Annotated in this window: 14 protein-coding genes and 1 pseudogene; 13 read left to right on the top strand and 2 right to left on the bottom strand. The window is 57.2% G+C overall.

Translation table 11 applies throughout. The features are described 5' to 3' along the window. Positions 1-18: 18 nt before the first annotated feature. Positions 19-2,472: pseudogene (locus M5D89_RS14505) on the top strand (methyltransferase domain-containing protein); the annotation flags it as partial. A gap of 243 nt (positions 2,473-2,715) precedes the next feature. Continuing rightward, entirely contained in the window at positions 2,716-5,439 is a 2,724-nt protein-coding gene (locus M5D89_RS12750) for a glycosyltransferase (RefSeq protein WP_248886177.1), read from the top strand. A gap of 2 nt (positions 5,440-5,441) precedes the next feature. On the opposite strand, the gene M5D89_RS12745 is transcribed toward M5D89_RS12750, so the two are convergent. Further along, positions 5,442-6,752, bottom strand: coding sequence for an arsenic transporter (locus M5D89_RS12745; RefSeq protein WP_248886176.1), 1,311 nt, complete (start codon positions 6,750-6,752; stop codon positions 5,442-5,444). Positions 6,753-6,846: 94 nt separating this feature from the next. Here M5D89_RS12745 and M5D89_RS12740 point away from each other — a divergent pair, with 94 nt between their 5' ends. The 3 genes from M5D89_RS12740 to M5D89_RS12730 are packed head-to-tail and all read left to right on the top strand — an operon-like array spanning position 6,847 to position 8,155. Then, on the top strand, positions 6,847-7,173 hold the full coding sequence (locus M5D89_RS12740; protein ID WP_248886175.1) for an ArsR/SmtB family transcription factor: 327 nt from the start codon (positions 6,847-6,849) through the stop codon (positions 7,171-7,173). 28 nt (positions 7,174-7,201) lie between these two features. Continuing rightward, positions 7,202-7,696, top strand: a complete 495-nt coding sequence (locus M5D89_RS12735; protein WP_248886174.1) for an arsenate reductase ArsC — start codon at positions 7,202-7,204, stop codon at positions 7,694-7,696. Between the two features lie 3 nt (positions 7,697-7,699). Then, entirely contained in the window at positions 7,700-8,155 is a 456-nt protein-coding gene (locus tag M5D89_RS12730; RefSeq protein WP_248886173.1) for a VOC family protein, read from the top strand. A gap of 12 nt (positions 8,156-8,167) precedes the next feature. Here the strand turns inward: M5D89_RS12730 and M5D89_RS12725 are convergent, their stop codons facing one another. After that, a complete protein-coding gene (locus M5D89_RS12725; RefSeq protein ID WP_248886172.1) occupies positions 8,168-8,377 on the bottom strand; it encodes a hypothetical protein in 210 nt (69 codons plus the stop codon). Positions 8,378-8,569: 192 nt separating this feature from the next. Here M5D89_RS12725 and M5D89_RS12720 point away from each other — a divergent pair, with 192 nt between their 5' ends. The 8 genes from M5D89_RS12720 to M5D89_RS12685 all read left to right on the top strand — a co-directional run bounded on the left by M5D89_RS12720 (position 8,570) and on the right by M5D89_RS12685 (position 17,197). Continuing rightward, the gene (locus M5D89_RS12720) at positions 8,570-10,171 is read left to right on the top strand and encodes a flagellin N-terminal helical domain-containing protein (RefSeq protein ID WP_248886171.1); all 1,602 of its coding nucleotides are present in this window, start codon (positions 8,570-8,572) and stop codon (positions 10,169-10,171) included. Between the two features lie 96 nt (positions 10,172-10,267). Continuing rightward, the gene (locus M5D89_RS12715) at positions 10,268-10,621 is read left to right on the top strand and encodes a hypothetical protein (protein WP_248886170.1); all 354 of its coding nucleotides are present in this window, start codon (positions 10,268-10,270) and stop codon (positions 10,619-10,621) included. A gap of 9 nt (positions 10,622-10,630) precedes the next feature. Beyond that, complete coding sequence (gene fliD, locus M5D89_RS12710; protein WP_248886169.1) at positions 10,631-12,565, top strand: flagellar filament capping protein FliD; 1,935 nt, start codon at positions 10,631-10,633, stop codon at positions 12,563-12,565. 15 nt (positions 12,566-12,580) lie between these two features. Further along, complete coding sequence (fliS, locus tag M5D89_RS12705) at positions 12,581-12,958, top strand: flagellar export chaperone FliS (protein WP_248886168.1); 378 nt, start codon at positions 12,581-12,583, stop codon at positions 12,956-12,958. Between the two features lie 33 nt (positions 12,959-12,991). After that, positions 12,992-13,537, top strand: a complete 546-nt coding sequence (locus M5D89_RS12700; RefSeq protein ID WP_248886167.1) for a PilZ domain-containing protein — start codon at positions 12,992-12,994, stop codon at positions 13,535-13,537. Between the two features lie 8 nt (positions 13,538-13,545). Beyond that, positions 13,546-14,652: a sigma-54 interaction domain-containing protein gene (locus M5D89_RS12695; protein ID WP_248886166.1), complete on the top strand. Its 1,107-nt coding sequence runs from the start codon at positions 13,546-13,548 to the stop codon at positions 14,650-14,652. Between the two features lie 8 nt (positions 14,653-14,660). After that, positions 14,661-15,848 (top strand): sensor histidine kinase, encoded by a 1,188-nt coding sequence (locus tag M5D89_RS12690; protein WP_248886165.1) that lies wholly within the window; start codon positions 14,661-14,663, stop codon positions 15,846-15,848. Continuing rightward, positions 15,845-17,197 carry a sigma-54-dependent transcriptional regulator gene (locus M5D89_RS12685; RefSeq protein WP_248886164.1) on the top strand — a complete coding sequence of 451 codons (1,353 nt, stop codon included), beginning with the start codon at positions 15,845-15,847 and terminating at the stop codon, positions 17,195-17,197. Before M5D89_RS12690 ends, M5D89_RS12685 begins: the two co-directional genes overlap by 4 nt. Positions 17,198-17,244 lie beyond the last annotated feature (47 nt).

Raw genomic sequence — 17,244 nt, 5'->3', positions numbered from 1 at the left:
AGTAGGGAATTCCATATTATGAACACCTCGGACTTTTATCGCGCTTTCGAGGAGCGCTATCGTGGCTCCAGAGAATTGATAATGTCACGTTTGGTGCAGTATGAACCCTTTGTTAAACCCCTGCTGACGATATACCCCGACGCGGAAGCCCTTGATCTTGGCTGCGGGCGGGGAGAGTGGTTGCAGCTGGTAAGTGAGTGGGGTTTTCGTGCGGTTGGTGTGGATCAGGATTTGGGGATGCTTCAGGCTTGTGAGGAAAGGCACTTACCGGCAAAGCAGGAAGATATATTGGCGCATCTACAGAGTTGTGCAGATGAAAGCGTGGCGGTTGTTACCGCGTTTCATGTGGCGGAACACCTTCCTTTTCCACGGTTGCAGGAATTGGTGGCGCACGCTCTCAGAGTGCTACGTCCTGGTGGTCTGTTGATCTTGGAAACTCCCAATCCGGAAAATCTTATGGTGGGGGCTTGTAATTTCTACCTTGACCCCACCCATCAGCGGCCCATACCGCCATTGCTCCTAGATTTCCTGGTAGAATATAGCGGCTTTAGGCGAAGCAAAGTCCTTCGTCTTCAAGAACGTCAAGGAATGGCGGTGCGTGATGACATCGGGTTGCTTGAAGTTCTTGGTGGGGTCAGTCCGGATTATGCAGTTGTTGGACAAAAAGGCTCACATAAAGAGGTATTGAATAGCTTCAATATAATTTTTGAGAGAGATTTTGGGGTCTCCACCGAAACGCTTGCACGGAAATTTGACGTTAGAGTTAATAGCTATTATAAACGGAAGCATGATTCTTGTGTGGATTCAGATAATGAATCTAAAATTATCCAAAGCGACCGCATTATGAATGTAAGTATAATAATACCAACAATGAATTCTGAAAAATACATTTCTCATACGCTAAGTATTATATCGGATATATTTGATGATGTAATTGTCGGGGTTGATAGCAAGACGACAGACGGGACTTTAGGCGTGTTGAGTAGATATTCGGTAAAGAGTGTTGTTGTTGCTAACGAAGATGGTTGCATCGCGGAGCATAAGGTTGTACCGCATCTTTCCAGTCTCGCCAGAAATGAATGGATTTTTAGACTGGATGACGATGAACTACTTTCTCCGCAATTATTGGCCTATTTAAGGGAGGGTGATTTTCCGGAGGACATTGATTGTGTAGGCTTTAGTAGAAAATGGTGTTGTTACAGAGACGGATCATTGGAGACTATTGTTAGTTCTAAGATTGGTCTTGATTGGCAGTGGAGGCTTTTTAGAAAGAGTCGGGTAGAGTATGTATCAAAGATTTATACTCCTGGTTTTGTTTTTTCCAAATCAGCTCTTGCCCAGGATAGCGCATGTATATTGCATTTTGATTGCGTTTTTCACAGCTATGAATTTCGAAAAAATAAGGTGGAATTATACAATAATCTGCAGTCTGGCTCAGGGGACGAGTTCCGAGAAATCTACCTGCCTGAGGACGGCCTTGAGGAAGGTTCTCGCTTTGAAAAATTGCCTGAGGAATTTATTCCTGTTGGATTATGTGGAGATATATTCCAGGATAGTGATGTCGCCAGAGCATCTTGGGGTGCAGAAGGAAGGGTGGGAATAAATGTAATCGGTTATTTGAGTGGAAGATTGGGTCTGGGAGTTTCTGCCCGCTATCTGATATCCTATTTGACTAACCTGGGTGTTCCTGTATCCCTATTTGATCTCGATCCCGGATTAGGTCGAGGCGGTAAAGAAGCGGTTCCTTCTGGTTTGCGGAGTGTCGAGCGTCTTGGAGATCTTCGGTATGATATAAATGTGTTCGTTCTTCCGCCAGAAACTATTGGTTGGCTTGTTGATCGGCATAATGAAGATCTGCAATTAGCAGGCCGGTTTAATGCGGCTATGGTGTTCTGGGAGTTGCCCGTAATACCACCGGCTTGGTGTGACTCTCTTCGTTCCTTAGATGCTGTTTTGGCGGCCACACCCTTCATTCATGCTGCCTTTTCCTTTTCCTGTCCCGGTCCAAGATTGGTGAATGCACCGGTTCCGATGAGGTTGCCGCCTTGGGAGCCGTCTCAGCGTGCTACGTTTGGGTTGCCAGAAACAGGTGTCCTGTTTTTGACCGCGTTTGAGCCCTGGAGCGATCAAGAAAGAAAGAATATCGCCGGAGTGGTCAAGGCGTTTTGCGCCGCGATGGAAGATGGAGACCTTGATGCCTGGCTCATTATAAAAATCAACGCAAACGATTCTGTTGAGTCTAAAAGGTTGATAGAGCCTCTGCTGCCATTATTTCATTCTCATCCCAGAATCCATATTCTCACTGCATCGCTTCCGTATACACAAGTTCTTTCCCTCATGGCTTTATGTGATGTTTACATATCGTTGCATAGGGCAGAGGGCTTCGGACTAGGCCCTTTCGAGGCGATGACGCTTGGGAGGCCTGTCATAGCAACCGCATGGTCAGGAAATATGGCCTATATGGATGCGCGTGTAGCGTGTCTCGTAAATTATCGACTGGTTGATGTGCGCGGATCTCAACCGGTTTATCAGGCACCTGTTGTTCCTCCAGGTACGCAGTGGGCCGAACCCGACCTCACTGAGGCGAGTGCGTGGATTAGATGGTTATGTAGACACCCAGAGGAGCGAGTTGCAATTGGTCAACGCGCACAGGCACATATCGCGCGGTGGAACCAGAGCGCAGATCAGGATGATTGGTGGTCCACATTACTTGCTTTGAAATGGCAGAAACGTATTCTGCACGGCGATTCCTCTGTCTCCGGACAATCAGCGGAGGATGTTTCTGGCGTAGCGCGTAACTCCTCTCCTCAGCCCATCGCTTGGCTGCCCCAGCATCGTTGGCTCCCCCAAGAACGCCAGTGGGCCGAAGAAGCCCTTGCAGCAGCGCCGACGACTCCGAACCTCGCGTTTGGCGTTTTGGGCAACGCCAATGGGAACAGGGAAGTTACCAGCACCAGCATCGCGGCGCAGTGGCAGCCTGTAAAAATGCAATCCTTGGACGCCAAGACGAGGAGCGCCAGCTGGCTCGAGAGCGCCAATCAGGAGCTATTCACTTTGGATGGCGACTGGCTTGCCCTGCTGGATGCCGGCGATCAGCTGTCCCCCGACGCGAGTTTTCGGATCACCCAAGCCATCCAGCAGCATCCGGAGTGGCAGTTGCTCTATACCGACGAGGATTCGGTAACTCCTGACGGGCAGCATGGGAATGCTCACTGCAAACCGGATTTCAACCTGGATTATTTGCGCAGCCTGCCCTATGTGGGGGGCTTGCTGGTAATCAAGAAATCCTTGTTTGTGGAGCTGGACGGCTTTGAGCCGGCAGCCGATGGCGCCGAGGACTATGATTTTGTACTGCGGGCCTGGGAGCGGATAGGGGACGCGGGCATCGGTCATATTCCCGAACTGCTCTACCATCGCTTGCAGGGGGGTGGGCATTGCACAAAGTCGATTGAAGAAATCCTTGCGGCGAGCAAGGCAGCACTGGAGCGACACCTGCAGCGTTGTGGTGTTGCAGCCGAGGTGCAGCCCGGTCCCTTCCCACCCTCGACGCGGGTGCGCTACCCTCTGAGCAGCACGCCGCTGGTCTCCATTCTCATCCCCACCCGCAACCAGTTGGGTTTCTTGCAGCGTTGCGTCGAGTCCCTGATCGAAAAGACCCGGTATCCCCAGTACGAAATTCTCATCATCGACAACGACAGCGATGATCCGGAAACCTGCACCTATCTCGATATGCTCACGGCCCAGGAGGAACAACTTGGTGGGCGTTTGCGGGTGCTGCGTCATCCTGGCCCCTTCAATTTCTCGGCCATGAACAATCGGGCGGTTGCCGCGGCCCAGGGCGAGCTCCTGCTGTTGCTCAACAACGATACAGCGGCCCTGCATGAGGACTGGCTGGACGAGATGGTCAGCCATGCCCTGCGCTCGGAAGTGGGTATCGTCGGCGCCAAGCTGCTCTTCCCCGATGGCAAGATTCAGCATGCGGGGGTGATCCTTGGTATGCGGGGGCCGGCGGAGCACCCCTTCATTGGTCGCGCGCCCGAGGATCGGGGCTACTTTGGCCGGGCCATGCTGACCCAGAATCTTTCCGCCGTGACCGGAGCCTGCCTGCTCATCCGTAAGGACCTGTACGAGGCAGTGGGCGGGCTGGATGAGAAAAAGTTTCAGGTGTCTTATAACGATGTGGACCTCTGCCTGAAGGTCCGGGAGGCGGGCAAAAAGATCGTCTTTACCCCCTGGGCCATGCTCTTGCACGAAGGCTCCGCCAGCCAGCGCGGAGAAGTGGAGAAAAAGCCCAGCCCCGAAAAGGAAAAGCGTTTCGCTGGCGAAAAATTGGCGTTCTACCACAAGTGGTTGCCGCAACTGGCCTTTGATCCGGCCTACAACCGGCAATTGAGCTTAGCGAGTACCGAATTTTTGATCGAGGATCAGGCCGCCCTGACCTGGAGTCCGGACTGGCGGCCCCGGCCGCGGATTCTGGTGCATCCTGCCGACCGAGAGGGTTGCGGAGAATACCGGATCATCAGCCCGATGCGCGCCCTGCAACAGGCAGGTAGGGTGCAGGGCTGGGAGACTATGCGGATCTTTGATGTGGCGGAGATGGAGCGGATGTCTCCGGACAGCATCGTCCTGCAACGGCAGATGGAGTGGCCCCAGATCGAGGCCCTGGAACGCCACAAGGCCTTGAGCAAGGCCTTTCGGGTCTTCGAGATCGACGACTTGATCACCAACCTGCCCGTCAAGAGCTTACACAAGGCCCATATCCACAAGGATATCGCCAAGCGTTTCCGCAAGGCAGCAGGACTATGCAACCGGCTGGTGGTGGCCACGGAGCCCCTGGCCAAGGCCTATGCCGGCTTTGCCGATGAGGTCCGGGTACAGCCCAACTGCATCGAATACGCCATCTGGGGCAAACTACAGCCCCGACGTCGTGATGGTGCCAAGGCGCGGGTAGGCTGGGCCGGTGGGGTCGGGCACACGGGTGATCTGGAGCTGATTGCCGACGTGGTGCGGGACCTGGCCGAGGAAGTGGATTGGGTCTTCTTTGGTCTTTGCCCCGAAGCCCTCAAGCCTTACGTGCGAGAGTTTCATCCAGGGGTGCCCTTGCCTCAGTACCCGGCCAAGCTGGCGAGCCTGGATCTAGATTTGGCCATCGCCCCCCTGGAGGATAACCCCTTCAACGAGGCGAAGAGCCACTTGCGTCTGCTGGAGTACGGGATTCTGGGCTATCCGGTGGTCTGCTCAGACATTTATCCGTATCAAGGAGACTTTCCGGTGACACGGGTGAGCAACCGCTACCGTGACTGGATCAAGGCCATCCGCGAGGCCGTTGCCGATCGGGCGGCCCTCGCTGCGGCGGGGGACCGATTGCGGGAGCAGGTGCGGACCCATTGGCTCTTGGAGCAGAATCTGGACAACTGGATCGCCGCCTGGTTGCCTTGAGCTCAGATCCAGCTCAACCACCCCGCCAAAGCCAGTAAAGTCAGCACAAGCACGGGTGGGGTAAGGAGCAAGCCCGTTTTCATGTACTGCCCCCAGCCGATATGCACCCCCTTGCGGTCCAGGACATGCAGCCAGAGCAGGGTGGCCAGGCTGCCGATGGGGGTGAATTTTGGTCCCAGATCGCAGCCAATCACATTGGCGTAGACCATGGCCTCGTGGATCTGTGGCGTACTCTGGGCCAGATCTGCGTGGTGGATGCTGAGGGCACCCACCAGAACGGCGGGCATGTTGTTCAGGATGGATGACAGGGCCGCGGCGAGGAAGCCGGTGCCCAGGGTGGCAACCAGCAGGCCATGTCCGGCGAGCGTCTGCAGGATCTGGGCGACGATGGCCGTCAGCCCGGCGTTGCGCAGGCCATAGACCACCAGGTACATGCCGAGCAGGAAGATAACGATTTTCCATGGCGCCTCCCAGACAATCTGGCGTACCGACAGGACCGCCCCGCTGCCGCCCCGCCACCAGCGCCCGGCCACGGCCAGGAGTGCCAAGGCCCCGGCGCCAGTCACCGCAGAAACTGGAATCTGCCAGCGAGCGGTCACGAAGTAGGCCACGAGCAGCAGGACAAGCACCGGAAAGCTGGCACGAAAGACCAAGGGATCACGAATGGCCGACGCTGGCCGGGGCAGATGGGCCGTGGCGTAGTGTTCCGGGATCTGGCGGCGGAAGGCCCAGCGTAACACCAGGAGGGTGCTGAGAAAGGCGATCAGGTCCACGGGCAGCATGACCAGGGCATAGCGATCGAAGGAAATGCCGAAGTAATTGGCGCTGACAATGTTCACCAGATTCGAGATCATCAAGGGCAGGCTGGTGGTGTCGGCCACAAAGCCGGTGGCGATGACAAAGGCGAAAGTCGCCTTGGGGCTGAATTCCAACTGCAGCAGTATGGCCATGACGATGGGGGTCAGCAGCAACGCCGCCCCATCATTGGCAAAGACCGCCGCAATCAACGCACCCAGGAGCACGATGAGGGGAAAGAGGCGACGACCGCGGCCTCCTCCCCAGCGGGCAACGTGCAGGGCGGCCCAGTGGAAGAATCCCGCCTCGTCCAGCAGTAGAGAAATAATGATCAGGGCGACGAAGGTAAAGGTGGCGTCCCAGGTAATACCCCAGACTACCGGGATATCCCGCCACTGGATCACCCCCGTGGCCAGTGCCAGGACGGCGCCGCCCAGGGCCGACCAGCCAATGTTCAGGCCGCGGGGTTGCCAAATGACCAACGTCAGGGTGAGCAGAAAAATAGCCAGGGCCAACATGGGCAATCTCGCGGTGGATACGATGGGCGCAGTCTTGACGATGCTGACGAATATGTCAATACTTCAAATAACATTGAAATGATTGGAGGGTGCTGTGCCCGATAACCCTGACCTTTCGCCAGAGCTTTTGCAGCGGGTCGCCCAACTGGAGGCCCTGGCTTCGCCCCAGCGTCTGGAGATCTTTCGTCTGCTGGTGGAGCAGGAGCCCGTCGGTATGGTCTCGGGCGACATCGCCGCAGCCATGGGGCAGCCCGCCAACGCCGTGTCCTTTCACCTGAAGAGCCTGCAACATGCGGGGCTCGTTGCCGTGCAGCGGGAGGGCCGCTATCAGCGATACCGCGCCCAGATGCCAGAAATTCGCGGGCTCCTCGCGTATCTGACCGACAACTGCTGTAGCGGTACCCAGAGTTGTACTCCCTGATTCCCCCGTTCTGCCCTGGAGTCTCCCTATGAAAGTTCCCGAAATCCTGTTTCTGTGCACCGGCAACTCCTGCCGCTCCATCCTTGCCGAAGTCACCCTCAATGGTCTGGCCCAGGGACGACTGCATGCCATCAGCGCCGGCAGTCATCCCACGGGTCAGGTACACCCCCGCGCCATCGCCCTCTTGCAGCAGGAGGGATTTGCACCCCAGGGTCTCACGAGCAAGTCCTGGGACGACCTTGCCCAGACGCCAGATATCGTCATTACGGTCTGTGCCAGTGCCGCCGGCGAGACTTGCCCAGCCTACCTGGGGCCTGCCCTGCGGGCCCACTGGGGGGTGGAGGATCCAGCCAAGGCAACAGGGACAAAGGAGGAAATCGATGCGGCGTTTCGTCAGGCGTATACCGTCTTGCGCCAGCGCATCGAGGCCCTGCTGGCGCTGCCGGTAGCCCAGTGGCTGGCGGAAGATCCGGCACGCCTGGGACAGGAATTGGCGCGCATTGCTCAGATCGGAGTGGCATGAACCATGGAAATGATCCCCAACAGTCAAGAGTTTCACCTCAGCATTCGCGTTGCAGACCTCGGGCGCAGTACGGCGTTCTACCGCCAGTTCTTCGGCGTAGAGCCCAAGGACCACACGGCCCGCTACAGTACCTTCATCGTTCCCCATCTACGCCTGAATTTTGTGCTGCTGGTCAACGATAAAGGAGAGGCCTTGGATACCTACAGTCTCTATCACCTGGGTCTGGGGGTGGGGGATCGGGCAGCGGTAATCGAGAGCTACCAGCGCGCGCTGGCGGCGGGGGCGGAAATCGTCAAGCCGCCCCGCAGTACCTGGCGGGGAACCCCCTTGCACGAGCTGTGGCTGCGGGATCCCAGCGGGTATCTACTGGAGGTCTACGCGCGGATGACCCCCGAGGAGCTTGGGGCCATGCCCGCAGACCAGGAGCCGACCTTTCTGGTACCTCGGACAGCGCCCTAAAGCAGTCCCGTATCAAAGCAGTCCCGTATCCTCATAGAGGGCATCCAGTGACAGGGGCAGGGATAGGCCGCCACAATCGAGCAGGATGCGGTCCTCGCGGTCCAAGGTCTGCGCGCGCCAGCCGTCCCCCTCGCGGCTGAAGAGGCGTGCCTCGACCTGCTCGGCGTCTGCCAACATGTAGTCGTTTTCGCTCAACGCTTGGTGCACTCGCTTCACGCTCATGATTCCCCCGCTGCCGTCCCTACAGGATGGCCGTCATCAAAACTGTAGCCGGACGGGAAGCAGTGCTCAAGCTGCGGAGGGCGAATGGTATTCAAGTTTTTGCGCCTTGTGTCGTTAATGTGACTGTGGGTCGTCATAGGTGCCCACAATATTGGCAAGGAAGCCACTCATTTTTAGCTAAGGAGAGCAATCATGGCTATTGCAGGAATCATCAACACCAACGTGGGGGCATTAAGCACCCTCAATGCTCTGAATGGTACGCAGAGCAGTTTGAATACCTACTTGCAGCAATTGTCCACAGGCAAGAGCATCAACGGCCCTCAGGACAATCCAGCGGGCTATGCCATTTCCCAGCGGTTTCAGACCCAGATCAATGGTTTGAATCAGGCGGTTTCCAATGGTAACCAGGGCGTTTCCCTGATCCAGACTGCTACCGGTGCGATCCAGAACCAGACCAGTCTCTTGCAGCAGATCCGTACCACGGCGGTGCAGGCGGCCAATGCCTCCAACACCACCTCTGACCGTCAGGCCCTGCAGGGCGTGGTAAGCCAGTTGCTGGCCCAGGTGCAGACCATCGCTACCCAGACACAGTTTAACGGGCAGAACATTCTGGACGGAACCTTTGCGGGCGCTGCCTTCCAGGTGGGCGCAAACTCCAACCAGATCATCAATGTTGCGGTAGGCAATACCCAGACCTCGGCGATGGGGAATTATACGGTTGCGGCATCAGGTAGTTCTACTGCCGGCGCTTATACAGCGAGTGGTGCGTATGTGGATGGTGGATATGCGGCCGGTAGCGCGTTCTCATTTGGTGTTAGCGGCAATGGTAACTTCAGCTCGGGTACTTTAAGCATTGCTGGCAGTGTAGGTACCGCTGCCGTAAGCGTTACGTCATCCGGAGAGTCAGCAGCCAATCTGGCATCTGCGGTCAACGCGGTATCGAGTCAGACTGGCGTATCCGCGCAAGCCTACACCAGTGTGGCTTTCAAGGCGTCTGCCGGGACCTACACGTTTACCTTGAGTAACGGTAGCAGCGGTGCCCCTACCAACGCGGTCAACATCTCTGCCAATGTGACCAATGGTAGCAACGGACAGCCGGATCTGAGTTCTTTGGTCACTGCGATCAATAACCAAGCGGCAATCACAGGAACTTCTGCGAGCACTCAGGTCGTCAGTGGCCAGACGGAATTGGTTCTTACCAATGCCAATGGGAATAACATCAATATTTCCGCAGGTGTGACGACAGGTGGCGCGCTATCTGGGACTGGTTTGGCTTCGGGCTCCACAGGTACTTTGACGGCATTGAATGGGGCCACTGGAGCCCAAATAGCGTCGTCGGGAACCATTAGTAGTGGTACCGGTAATGCGCTTATCCAAGGCGTTGTGCAGTTCGAATCGTCTAGTTCTTACTCGATTGGTAGTGGGTCTTTGATTGGCTTCAGTTCTCAGGCAGCCAGCCTGACATCCGGCGCTGGCGGTTCCCAGGTAGCTACCATCAACGTAAGCACGGCAGCTGGCGCGCAGCAGGCCATCGGCATCGTCGATCAGGCCATCAACTACCTGAACCAGCAGAATGGTGCATTGGGTGCCATTCAGAACCGGGTGCAGGCATCGGTCAGTAATGATCAGACCACGGCAACGAACCTGCAATCGGCCCAGTCCACGGTCCAGGATGCGAATATCGCTCAGGCAACTTCGCAGTTGACCAAGTACCAGATCCTGCAACAGGCGGGTATCTCGACCTTGGCTCAGGAAAATGCTTTGCAGCAGAGCTATCTCAAGCTCATCCCGTAACGGGTGTTGCGTTTGCCTCCCGGGGACGCCCGGGGGGTTTTTGGCAGCGGGGGTTGAATCATGGACAGTCCAATTGTGAATGCCAGTGTAAGCGGTATGACCAAGGATGCGGCAATATTGGTCAATCCGGCCGGGAACGCCAGCAGCTACACTGCATCGGTCGGATCGCAAAAGAGCAATGATCCGCAGCAGAAAGTTGGCGCGGTGAATGCCGAGCAGGTACAGAAATCGATTCAAAAATTGCAGGAAAAGGTGGCACAATCGAAGTCATCATTCAAATTGGAAGCCGGTTTGGATCCCAATGGGGACCATCCCAATCAGGTATTAATCAAATTGTCTGACATTACTACCAAACAAGTGTTATTTTCCTATTATGTACCCGCCGATCAGATCAGTAAGGCGGCAGAATCTTCCTCCCCCTTGGGGAACTTGCTGCAGCAAAAGTCGTAAGGAGTCTGTATGTCTACTTCTCTTTCTGGGTTGGTCAGCGGTATCGACGTGCAGAGTTTGATCACCAATCTCAGCGCTGCTTACCAGGCTCCGATCACCTTGCTGCAGAATCAGCAGCAGACGCAGCAAACCACCCTCAGCGCTTGGGGTACTTTGCAGAGCAGCCTGTCCAGTCTGCAGTCGGCGTTGGGTTCCTTACAAAATATTGGTAGTACCAATAACCGTAGTGCGACGGTGACAAACAGCTCTCTTGCCTCGGCAACGGCCAGCGCCAATGCCCAGCAAGGCAGTTACAACCTCAGTAATATTGTGTTGGCCCAAGCGCAGAGTGTGTATTCCAGCAATTTTTCCAGCACCAGTAGTGGGCTTGGGACAGGCTCGCTGCAGATTCAGATTGGTAGTGGCGCAGTCAAGAGCATTCAGATTAGCAACAGCAATGACACCCTGGATGGCATCGCGCAGGCCATCAATCAGGCCAATGTGGGGGTGAATGCGGGGGTGATCTACGATGGTACCGGCTACCGCCTCACCCTCACGGGCGCAAATACCGGCGCCAATCAATCGTTCACGGTTTCGGTGAGTGGAGCGACAGGGGCCTTGGGCAGTCTGAGCTATAGCAGTACTGGTTCAGGGGGTATGAGCCTGAGCCAGGCGGCCCAGAATGCTGGGGTTAGCATCAACGGACTGCCCGTGACCAGCAGCAGCAATACCATTTCTGGCGCTATCCCAGGGGTGTCTCTCAATCTTTTACAGGCCAGCAGTGGCAGCACGACCCTGCAGGTAAGTGCGAGTAACTCGGGTTTTGTGACCACAGTGCAGAGTTTTGTGAGCGCCTTTAACAAGACCATGGGCACCATCAATCAGCTGACGGCCTATAACGCCCAGGCAGGTTCGGGTGGGCCGCTCCTTGGCAATGCGGCGGTCAATGGTCTGCGCACGCAGTTGCTCAATTTGGTCTCCAATCCTGGGGTGGGCTTGAGTTCAGGCGCCGCTTATAACTCTCTAGGTTCCGTGGGCTTGGGCCTGAGCAGCAGTGGTACCATCAACTTGAACACCGGTACCTTGCAGACGGCTCTGACGGCGGACTACCAGGATGTGGTCGGGCTCTTTGGCCAGACTGGGCAGACCAGCAACAGCAGCGTGCAGTACGTCGGTGCCAGCAGCTCCACACAGGCGGGGAGCTATGCCATCAACATCTCCCAGGCAGCGAGTCAGGCCCAGATCATCGCGGCTTCGAGCTTCCCCGCCAGCGGCTTGACCCAAAGCGAGAGCCTGACTTTTGGCTCCGGCTCCCAGTCGGTGGTGGTGCCCCTCAGCTCCGGCAGTACGCTGGCAGGTGTGGTCAACACCATCAACGCGACCCTGCAGCAGAGCGGCCTGACAGGAATCACTGCGAGCAATGACAACGGCAAGTTGGAGCTGCAATCTGCGGGTTATGGTTCTGCCCAGAGCTTTACGGTGCAATCCAGTGTTGCCTCAGGCGGTACGGGTCTCGGCAGCAGCACGCTGGCGGCTTCAGGGACCAATGTGGCGGGTACCGTTAATGGCCAGTTAGCCAGCGGCGTTGGGCAAAACCTGACGGTGACGGGGCCAGGTAACGCGATGGGTCTGCAAATTCAGGTCTTGGGCAACGAGACTGGCAACCTTGGCACGGTTTCCCTGAGTCAGGGGCTCTATCAGCAAATGAATACCCTGCTGAGTCAGGCTCTGAACGCGCAAAATGGTTTCATCACGGCGGCCCAGAACGGCATCAATTCCACCATTGGTGGTTTGAACGCCCAGATTGCTACCCTGCAGCAGTCGGCCAGCAATCAGACGGCCTTGTTGCAACAGCAGTTTTCTGCGATGCAGACGCAGCTATCGGGTCTGCAGTCCACTGGCCAGTATCTCAATGCGTTCTATTCCAGTTCTTCCAGTAGCAGCAGTTCTTCCACTGGCGGTTGAGAAGGAGTCTAAGCAATGATGGCTGCAAGCCACGCGGTACAAGCCTATCGGCAAATCGGGCAGCAGGGCGTATCCACGGATCGACTGGTATTGCTGGGCTTGGAGGGTGTTCTTGAATATATACGACGGGCAGATCTGGCCATTCGTAACCAGCGGGTCGCCGATAAGGCAGAGGCTATGGACAAGGCCTATCAGCTGACCGCGCATCTACTTGCCAGCGTCGACCACGAGCGGGGCGGAGAAATCGCGGATAGGCTCGATAGCCTCTACCGCTTTGTCCTCGAGAAACTGGCCTGGGCGAATATCTTCGACGATCTCGATGCGCTTGCGAGTTGTCGCCCAGTACTCGAGGATCTGCGTGACGCTTGGCGGGGTTTGCTCGAACGCGGTTGAGGCTTTATTCTCTCTCGAAACTGGAGAGAGAACATGGACGGATCTGCTGTGGTCCTTGCCGCTACTCTGCCTGTCGAGATTCGGCCGTGGTCAGGACAGGGAGACGAATTTGCCAATTTCATGGACGATAACGTTACTCTCTTGCGGGCCTTGCTGGTCTGGGATGAGGAACGCAGTGGCAGTGAGGAGGACGATCGCTCGACCCTCGCCCACCTGCAGATCAAAACCGATCTTTTGTTGACGTTGTTGAGCGCGGGCATTCGCGCGCGCGAACCACTGCCTCCCCGGTACCCTTGCGCCCTGCGCGGCGATTCCCTGCAGTTGCAACTGCCGGAGGACGTACATCCACTCGAGCCATTCTCTTGTGCCGCACTGTTTCTTCGCCCCGGTCTCGCACTGCCTCTCCTGCTGCCCGGCGAAGGGTTTGAGCGCATTCCGGGAGAATCGACCATCCCCCAATGGCAGTTGCGTTTTCACTTGAGTCCGACAGTGCAAGAACTGCTAGATCGACTAATTTTTCGTCATCATCGGCGAGAAATTGCGCGTTTACGCGAGTCCGCGTCGATTCGCAAAAACTAAGGAGCTGCATGGCCAGCGTCGTCGACAACAACGCATCCCAGAATTATGCCGATCGCCGCGCCCTGTCCCGGGAACGCTGTGGCCTGATTGGACAGAGTGAAGCACTACGCAATGTGACCCAACTCTTGGGTAGAGTCGCTGGCACTGATAGTACGGTATTGATTCTCGGAGAATCCGGAACCGGCAAGGAAGTCGTGGCGCAGTGTCTGCATCAGCATTCCGCCCGCGCCGATGGCCCTTTCGTCGCGATCAACTGTGGTGCCATTCCCGCAGAACTGATGGAAAGCGAGCTCTTTGGCCATGAAAAAGGGGCATTCACCGGCGCACTGCTGACGCGTAAAGGACGTTTCGAGCAGGCAGAAGGGGGCACCCTCTTTCTGGATGAAGTGGCCGAAATGACGCCGCCGATGCAGGTGAAATTGCTCCGCGTGTTGCAGGAACGCCAGTACGAGCGGGTTGGTGGGAGTAAGGCACAGGTGGCGAATGTGCGCGTCATCGCCGCTACCCATCGGGATCTTGGTGAGCGAATTCGGGATGGCTTGTTCCGTGAGGATCTGTACTATCGTTTGAATGTTTTTCCCGTGGATCTACCACCGTTGCGGCAGCGTGGCGACGATATTTTCCTGCTCATGGAACATTTTGTGCGGCAGCGCGAAAAGGAGGGCTTCGCGCCCTTTATGCTTTCCCTCGAGGTAAAGCAGGCAATGCGCGAATATCTCTGGCCGGGGAATGTCCGGGAGCTGCAAAATCTGGTCGAGCGCCTGAGCATTCTGCGCGCGGGCGAAGAAGTCCGCATGATCGATCTCCCACTGCAGCTGGCCTGTGCGCAGATGGGTGGGGGTGACGAGCAGGATGCGCTGCGTAGCGTGTGGGCCATGGACGACGGCGAAGGGGTGGCGGAAGATCTTCCTGTGGCCGCAACAGACGGGCATCTACTGCCCGATAGCCCTTTTGATCTGAAAAATTACCTCGAGGAAATTGAGCGATCCTTGATTCTGCAGGCGCTCGAGCTCTGCGATCAGGTGGTTGCGCGGGCTGCAGAGCGCCTCGGCCTGCGCCGCACCACCCTGGTGGAAAAATTACGGAAATACGCCATTCAGCCAGGTCGCGAGTGACTCTGCCCGTGTCCAACAGCCCGAGCCCACAGGATACCGCCCGGCTGCTCGAAGCCTTCGAGTTGTTCAACAACGCCTCGCGGGAATTGAGTGACGCCTACGGCACCTTGCAGGCAGAGGTGCACCGACTGAATAGTGAGTTGGCGGCTGCGAATCAGCGGTTGCGGGAGGAGCTGCTGGCCAAGGAGGCACTGGGGCAGCGGCTGGCGATGCTTCTGGAAATGCTGCCCGGTGCCGTGCTGCTTTTGGACCCCGAGGGCAAGATCCTGCAAATGAATCCTGCCGCCGAGCGCTTGCTGGGCACCCAGGAGCGGCGTTGGACCTGGCCGGATCTGCCCGGTTTGACTCTGCAGGAAGGCGGAACCGATGGCCTGCTGGAGGACAGTGCAGGTCGCCGTCGTCTGGCCATCGCCGTGACTCCCCTCGCTGGTGAGGGGGGCAGAGTCTTGTTGCTGCAGGATGTGACGGTTGCTCGGGAGCGTGAGGAAGCCAGTCAGCGCCGCGAACGACTGGCCGCCCTGGGGGAAACCATGGCGGGACTTGCACATCAACTGCGGACCCCGCTGGCTACAGCACTACTGGCGGTTGGACAGTTACAGCCAGAGCGGGACGCCGCGCATTTTCAGCGGCAACAGGTGCGTGCCCTGGATCGGCTGCGGCATCTGCAGGGGATCATCGACGCGATGTTGCAATTTCTGCGCGGCTCGGTACCCACAAACGATAGCCTGGTGCGCGTGGGAGAAATTGCTGCCGGCCTGGAGCGGATCTTTGTTCCCCTGGCCCGTCAAAAAAACGTCGAACTGCAGATGGCTCTTGGCGAGGATGACTGGATTTTGGCGGGAACGGCCGACGTTTGGGTGAGTGTGATTGGGAACCTGTTGCACAATGCCTTGAGTTTTGCCCCGCAAGCCAGTGTCGTATCTGCACTTGCTTCGCGGCAGGCCGAGCTCTGGGTGCTGCGGGTTACGGATGCGGGTCCTGGTGTGCCGGAAGGGGAACGGGAGCGCATTTTTCAGCCTTTCGTGAGTATGCGTCGGGAAGGTACGGGCTTGGGCTTGAGCATTGCGCGCAATTTCGTCACCAGCATGGGTGGGGAATTACAGGTCGAAGACGCCCATCCGGGGGCGTGTTTTGTTCTTCAGGTGCCGCTGGCACGGGTGCCTCAACCCCTGGCGAGTCGGCAGGAGAATCCATGAAAATCGACCCCGCCCGTTACCGCATCCTCTTGGTGGAAGATGACCCGGATTTTGCCGAGGCCTTGCAAGAGGCGTTGGAGGATCGCGGCTATCAGGTTCAGCATGCGCCGGACGGCGAGGCGGCTTTGACCCAGTTGCAGCACTATGCTGCCGATCTGATCCTCAGCGATGTGCAGATGCAACCTATGGATGGTTACGCCTTGCTCGCCACGCTGCGCGAGCGGCGGGATGCGCCGCCGGTATTGATGATGACGGCTTGGGGGACGATCGAAGAGGCGGTGCGTGCCCTACAGGGCGGTGCCGTAGACTATCTCGTCAAGCCTTTCGAAATGAACGACCTGGAGCAAAAGCTGCGCAAACATCTGGCGCCCCTCGGTAGCTGGAATGGTGAAATGATTGCCGAGGCAGCGCGGATGCGGCAATGTCTGGAACGTGCCGATAAGGTTGCCCGCAGTGATGCTACCGTCCTGCTGACCGGCGAAAGTGGCGTTGGCAAGGAAGTCCTGGCGCGCTATCTGCATCGTCACAGTCCGCGTGCCAAGGGTCCCTTCGTGGCGGTGAACTGTGCTGCCATCCCGGAAACTCTGCTGGAAGCGACCCTGTTTGGGCATGAGAAGGGCGCTTTTACTGGTGCTACCCAGGCCAGCCCGGGCAAATTCGAGCAAGCGCAGGGTGGTACGCTGTTGCTGGATGAGGTTACGGAAATGCCTCTCCCACTGCAGGCAAAATTATTGCGGGTATTGCAGGAGCGAGAACTGGAGCGGGTCGGTGGCCAGCGAACAATTGCGCTGGATATCCGGGTGCTTGCCACCAGCAACCGTGACCTCGACGAGGCGGTCAAGAGTGGACAGTTTCGTGCCGATCTCTTTTATCGTTTGCAGGTCTTCCCGATCCAGATTCCGGCCCTGCGCGAGCGCCGGGAAGATATTCTGCCCTTGGCCCATTTCCTCTTGCGTGAGGCGGCAAATACCTTGGCGGTCCGTCACAGTACTTTGTCTGCCCAGGCAGAACAGGCCTTGTGTAGCTATCCGTGGCCCGGCAATGTGCGGGAACTACAAAATGCGTTGCAACGTGCCTTGATTTTGGCGGACGGTGACGAAATTCAGGCACAGGACCTCGATTTGCCGGGCTTCGCGGCAGAGCGGATGACCCGGGAGGATCCACGGCCATCTGCGCAGGAATTGGCATTGGGCGCGCAAAAGGAGCAGTATGAACGCGAGTTGATTGTCGATGCCTTGGCCAAAAGCGGTGGTTCCCGCGCTGCGGCAGCAGAATTGCTGGGAATCAGCGCGCGTACCTTACGGCATAAGCTGCAGCGCTTGCGTGAGCTGGGCTTCGATCTTCGATAGTTTGGCCTGGATATTGCTTCATGTTGGGAAAGCACTCCCAGGAAGGA

The organism is Acidithiobacillus acidisediminis (assembly GCF_023277115.1).
Classification (GTDB): domain Bacteria; phylum Pseudomonadota; class Gammaproteobacteria; order Acidithiobacillales; family Acidithiobacillaceae; genus Igneacidithiobacillus; species Igneacidithiobacillus acidisediminis.
This window is presented reverse-complemented; position numbering and strand designations above follow the sequence as displayed.

What these genes read in the sequence shown, in the direction of transcription:
- fliD (WP_248886169.1), top strand. Translation starts at nt 10,631, where the DNA reads ATGTCTACTTCTCTTTCTGGGTTGGTCAGCGGTATCGACGTGCAGAGT.
- M5D89_RS12730 (WP_248886173.1), top strand. Translation starts at nt 7,700, where the DNA reads ATGGAAATGATCCCCAACAGTCAAGAGTTTCACCTCAGCATTCGCGTT.
- M5D89_RS12745 (WP_248886176.1), bottom strand. Translation starts at nt 6,752, where the DNA reads ATGTTGGCCCTGGCTATTTTTCTGCTCACCCTGACGTTGGTCATTTGG.
- M5D89_RS12735 (WP_248886174.1), top strand. Translation starts at nt 7,202, where the DNA reads ATGAAAGTTCCCGAAATCCTGTTTCTGTGCACCGGCAACTCCTGCCGC.
- M5D89_RS12720 (WP_248886171.1), top strand. Translation starts at nt 8,570, where the DNA reads ATGGCTATTGCAGGAATCATCAACACCAACGTGGGGGCATTAAGCACC.
- M5D89_RS12700 (WP_248886167.1), top strand. Translation starts at nt 12,992, where the DNA reads ATGGACGGATCTGCTGTGGTCCTTGCCGCTACTCTGCCTGTCGAGATT.
- M5D89_RS12685 (WP_248886164.1), top strand. Translation starts at nt 15,845, where the DNA reads ATGAAAATCGACCCCGCCCGTTACCGCATCCTCTTGGTGGAAGATGAC.
- M5D89_RS12715 (WP_248886170.1), top strand. Translation starts at nt 10,268, where the DNA reads ATGACCAAGGATGCGGCAATATTGGTCAATCCGGCCGGGAACGCCAGC.
- M5D89_RS12695 (WP_248886166.1), top strand. Translation starts at nt 13,546, where the DNA reads ATGGCCAGCGTCGTCGACAACAACGCATCCCAGAATTATGCCGATCGC.
- M5D89_RS12725 (WP_248886172.1), bottom strand. Translation starts at nt 8,377, where the DNA reads ATGAGCGTGAAGCGAGTGCACCAAGCGTTGAGCGAAAACGACTACATG.
- fliS (WP_248886168.1), top strand. Translation starts at nt 12,581, where the DNA reads ATGATGGCTGCAAGCCACGCGGTACAAGCCTATCGGCAAATCGGGCAG.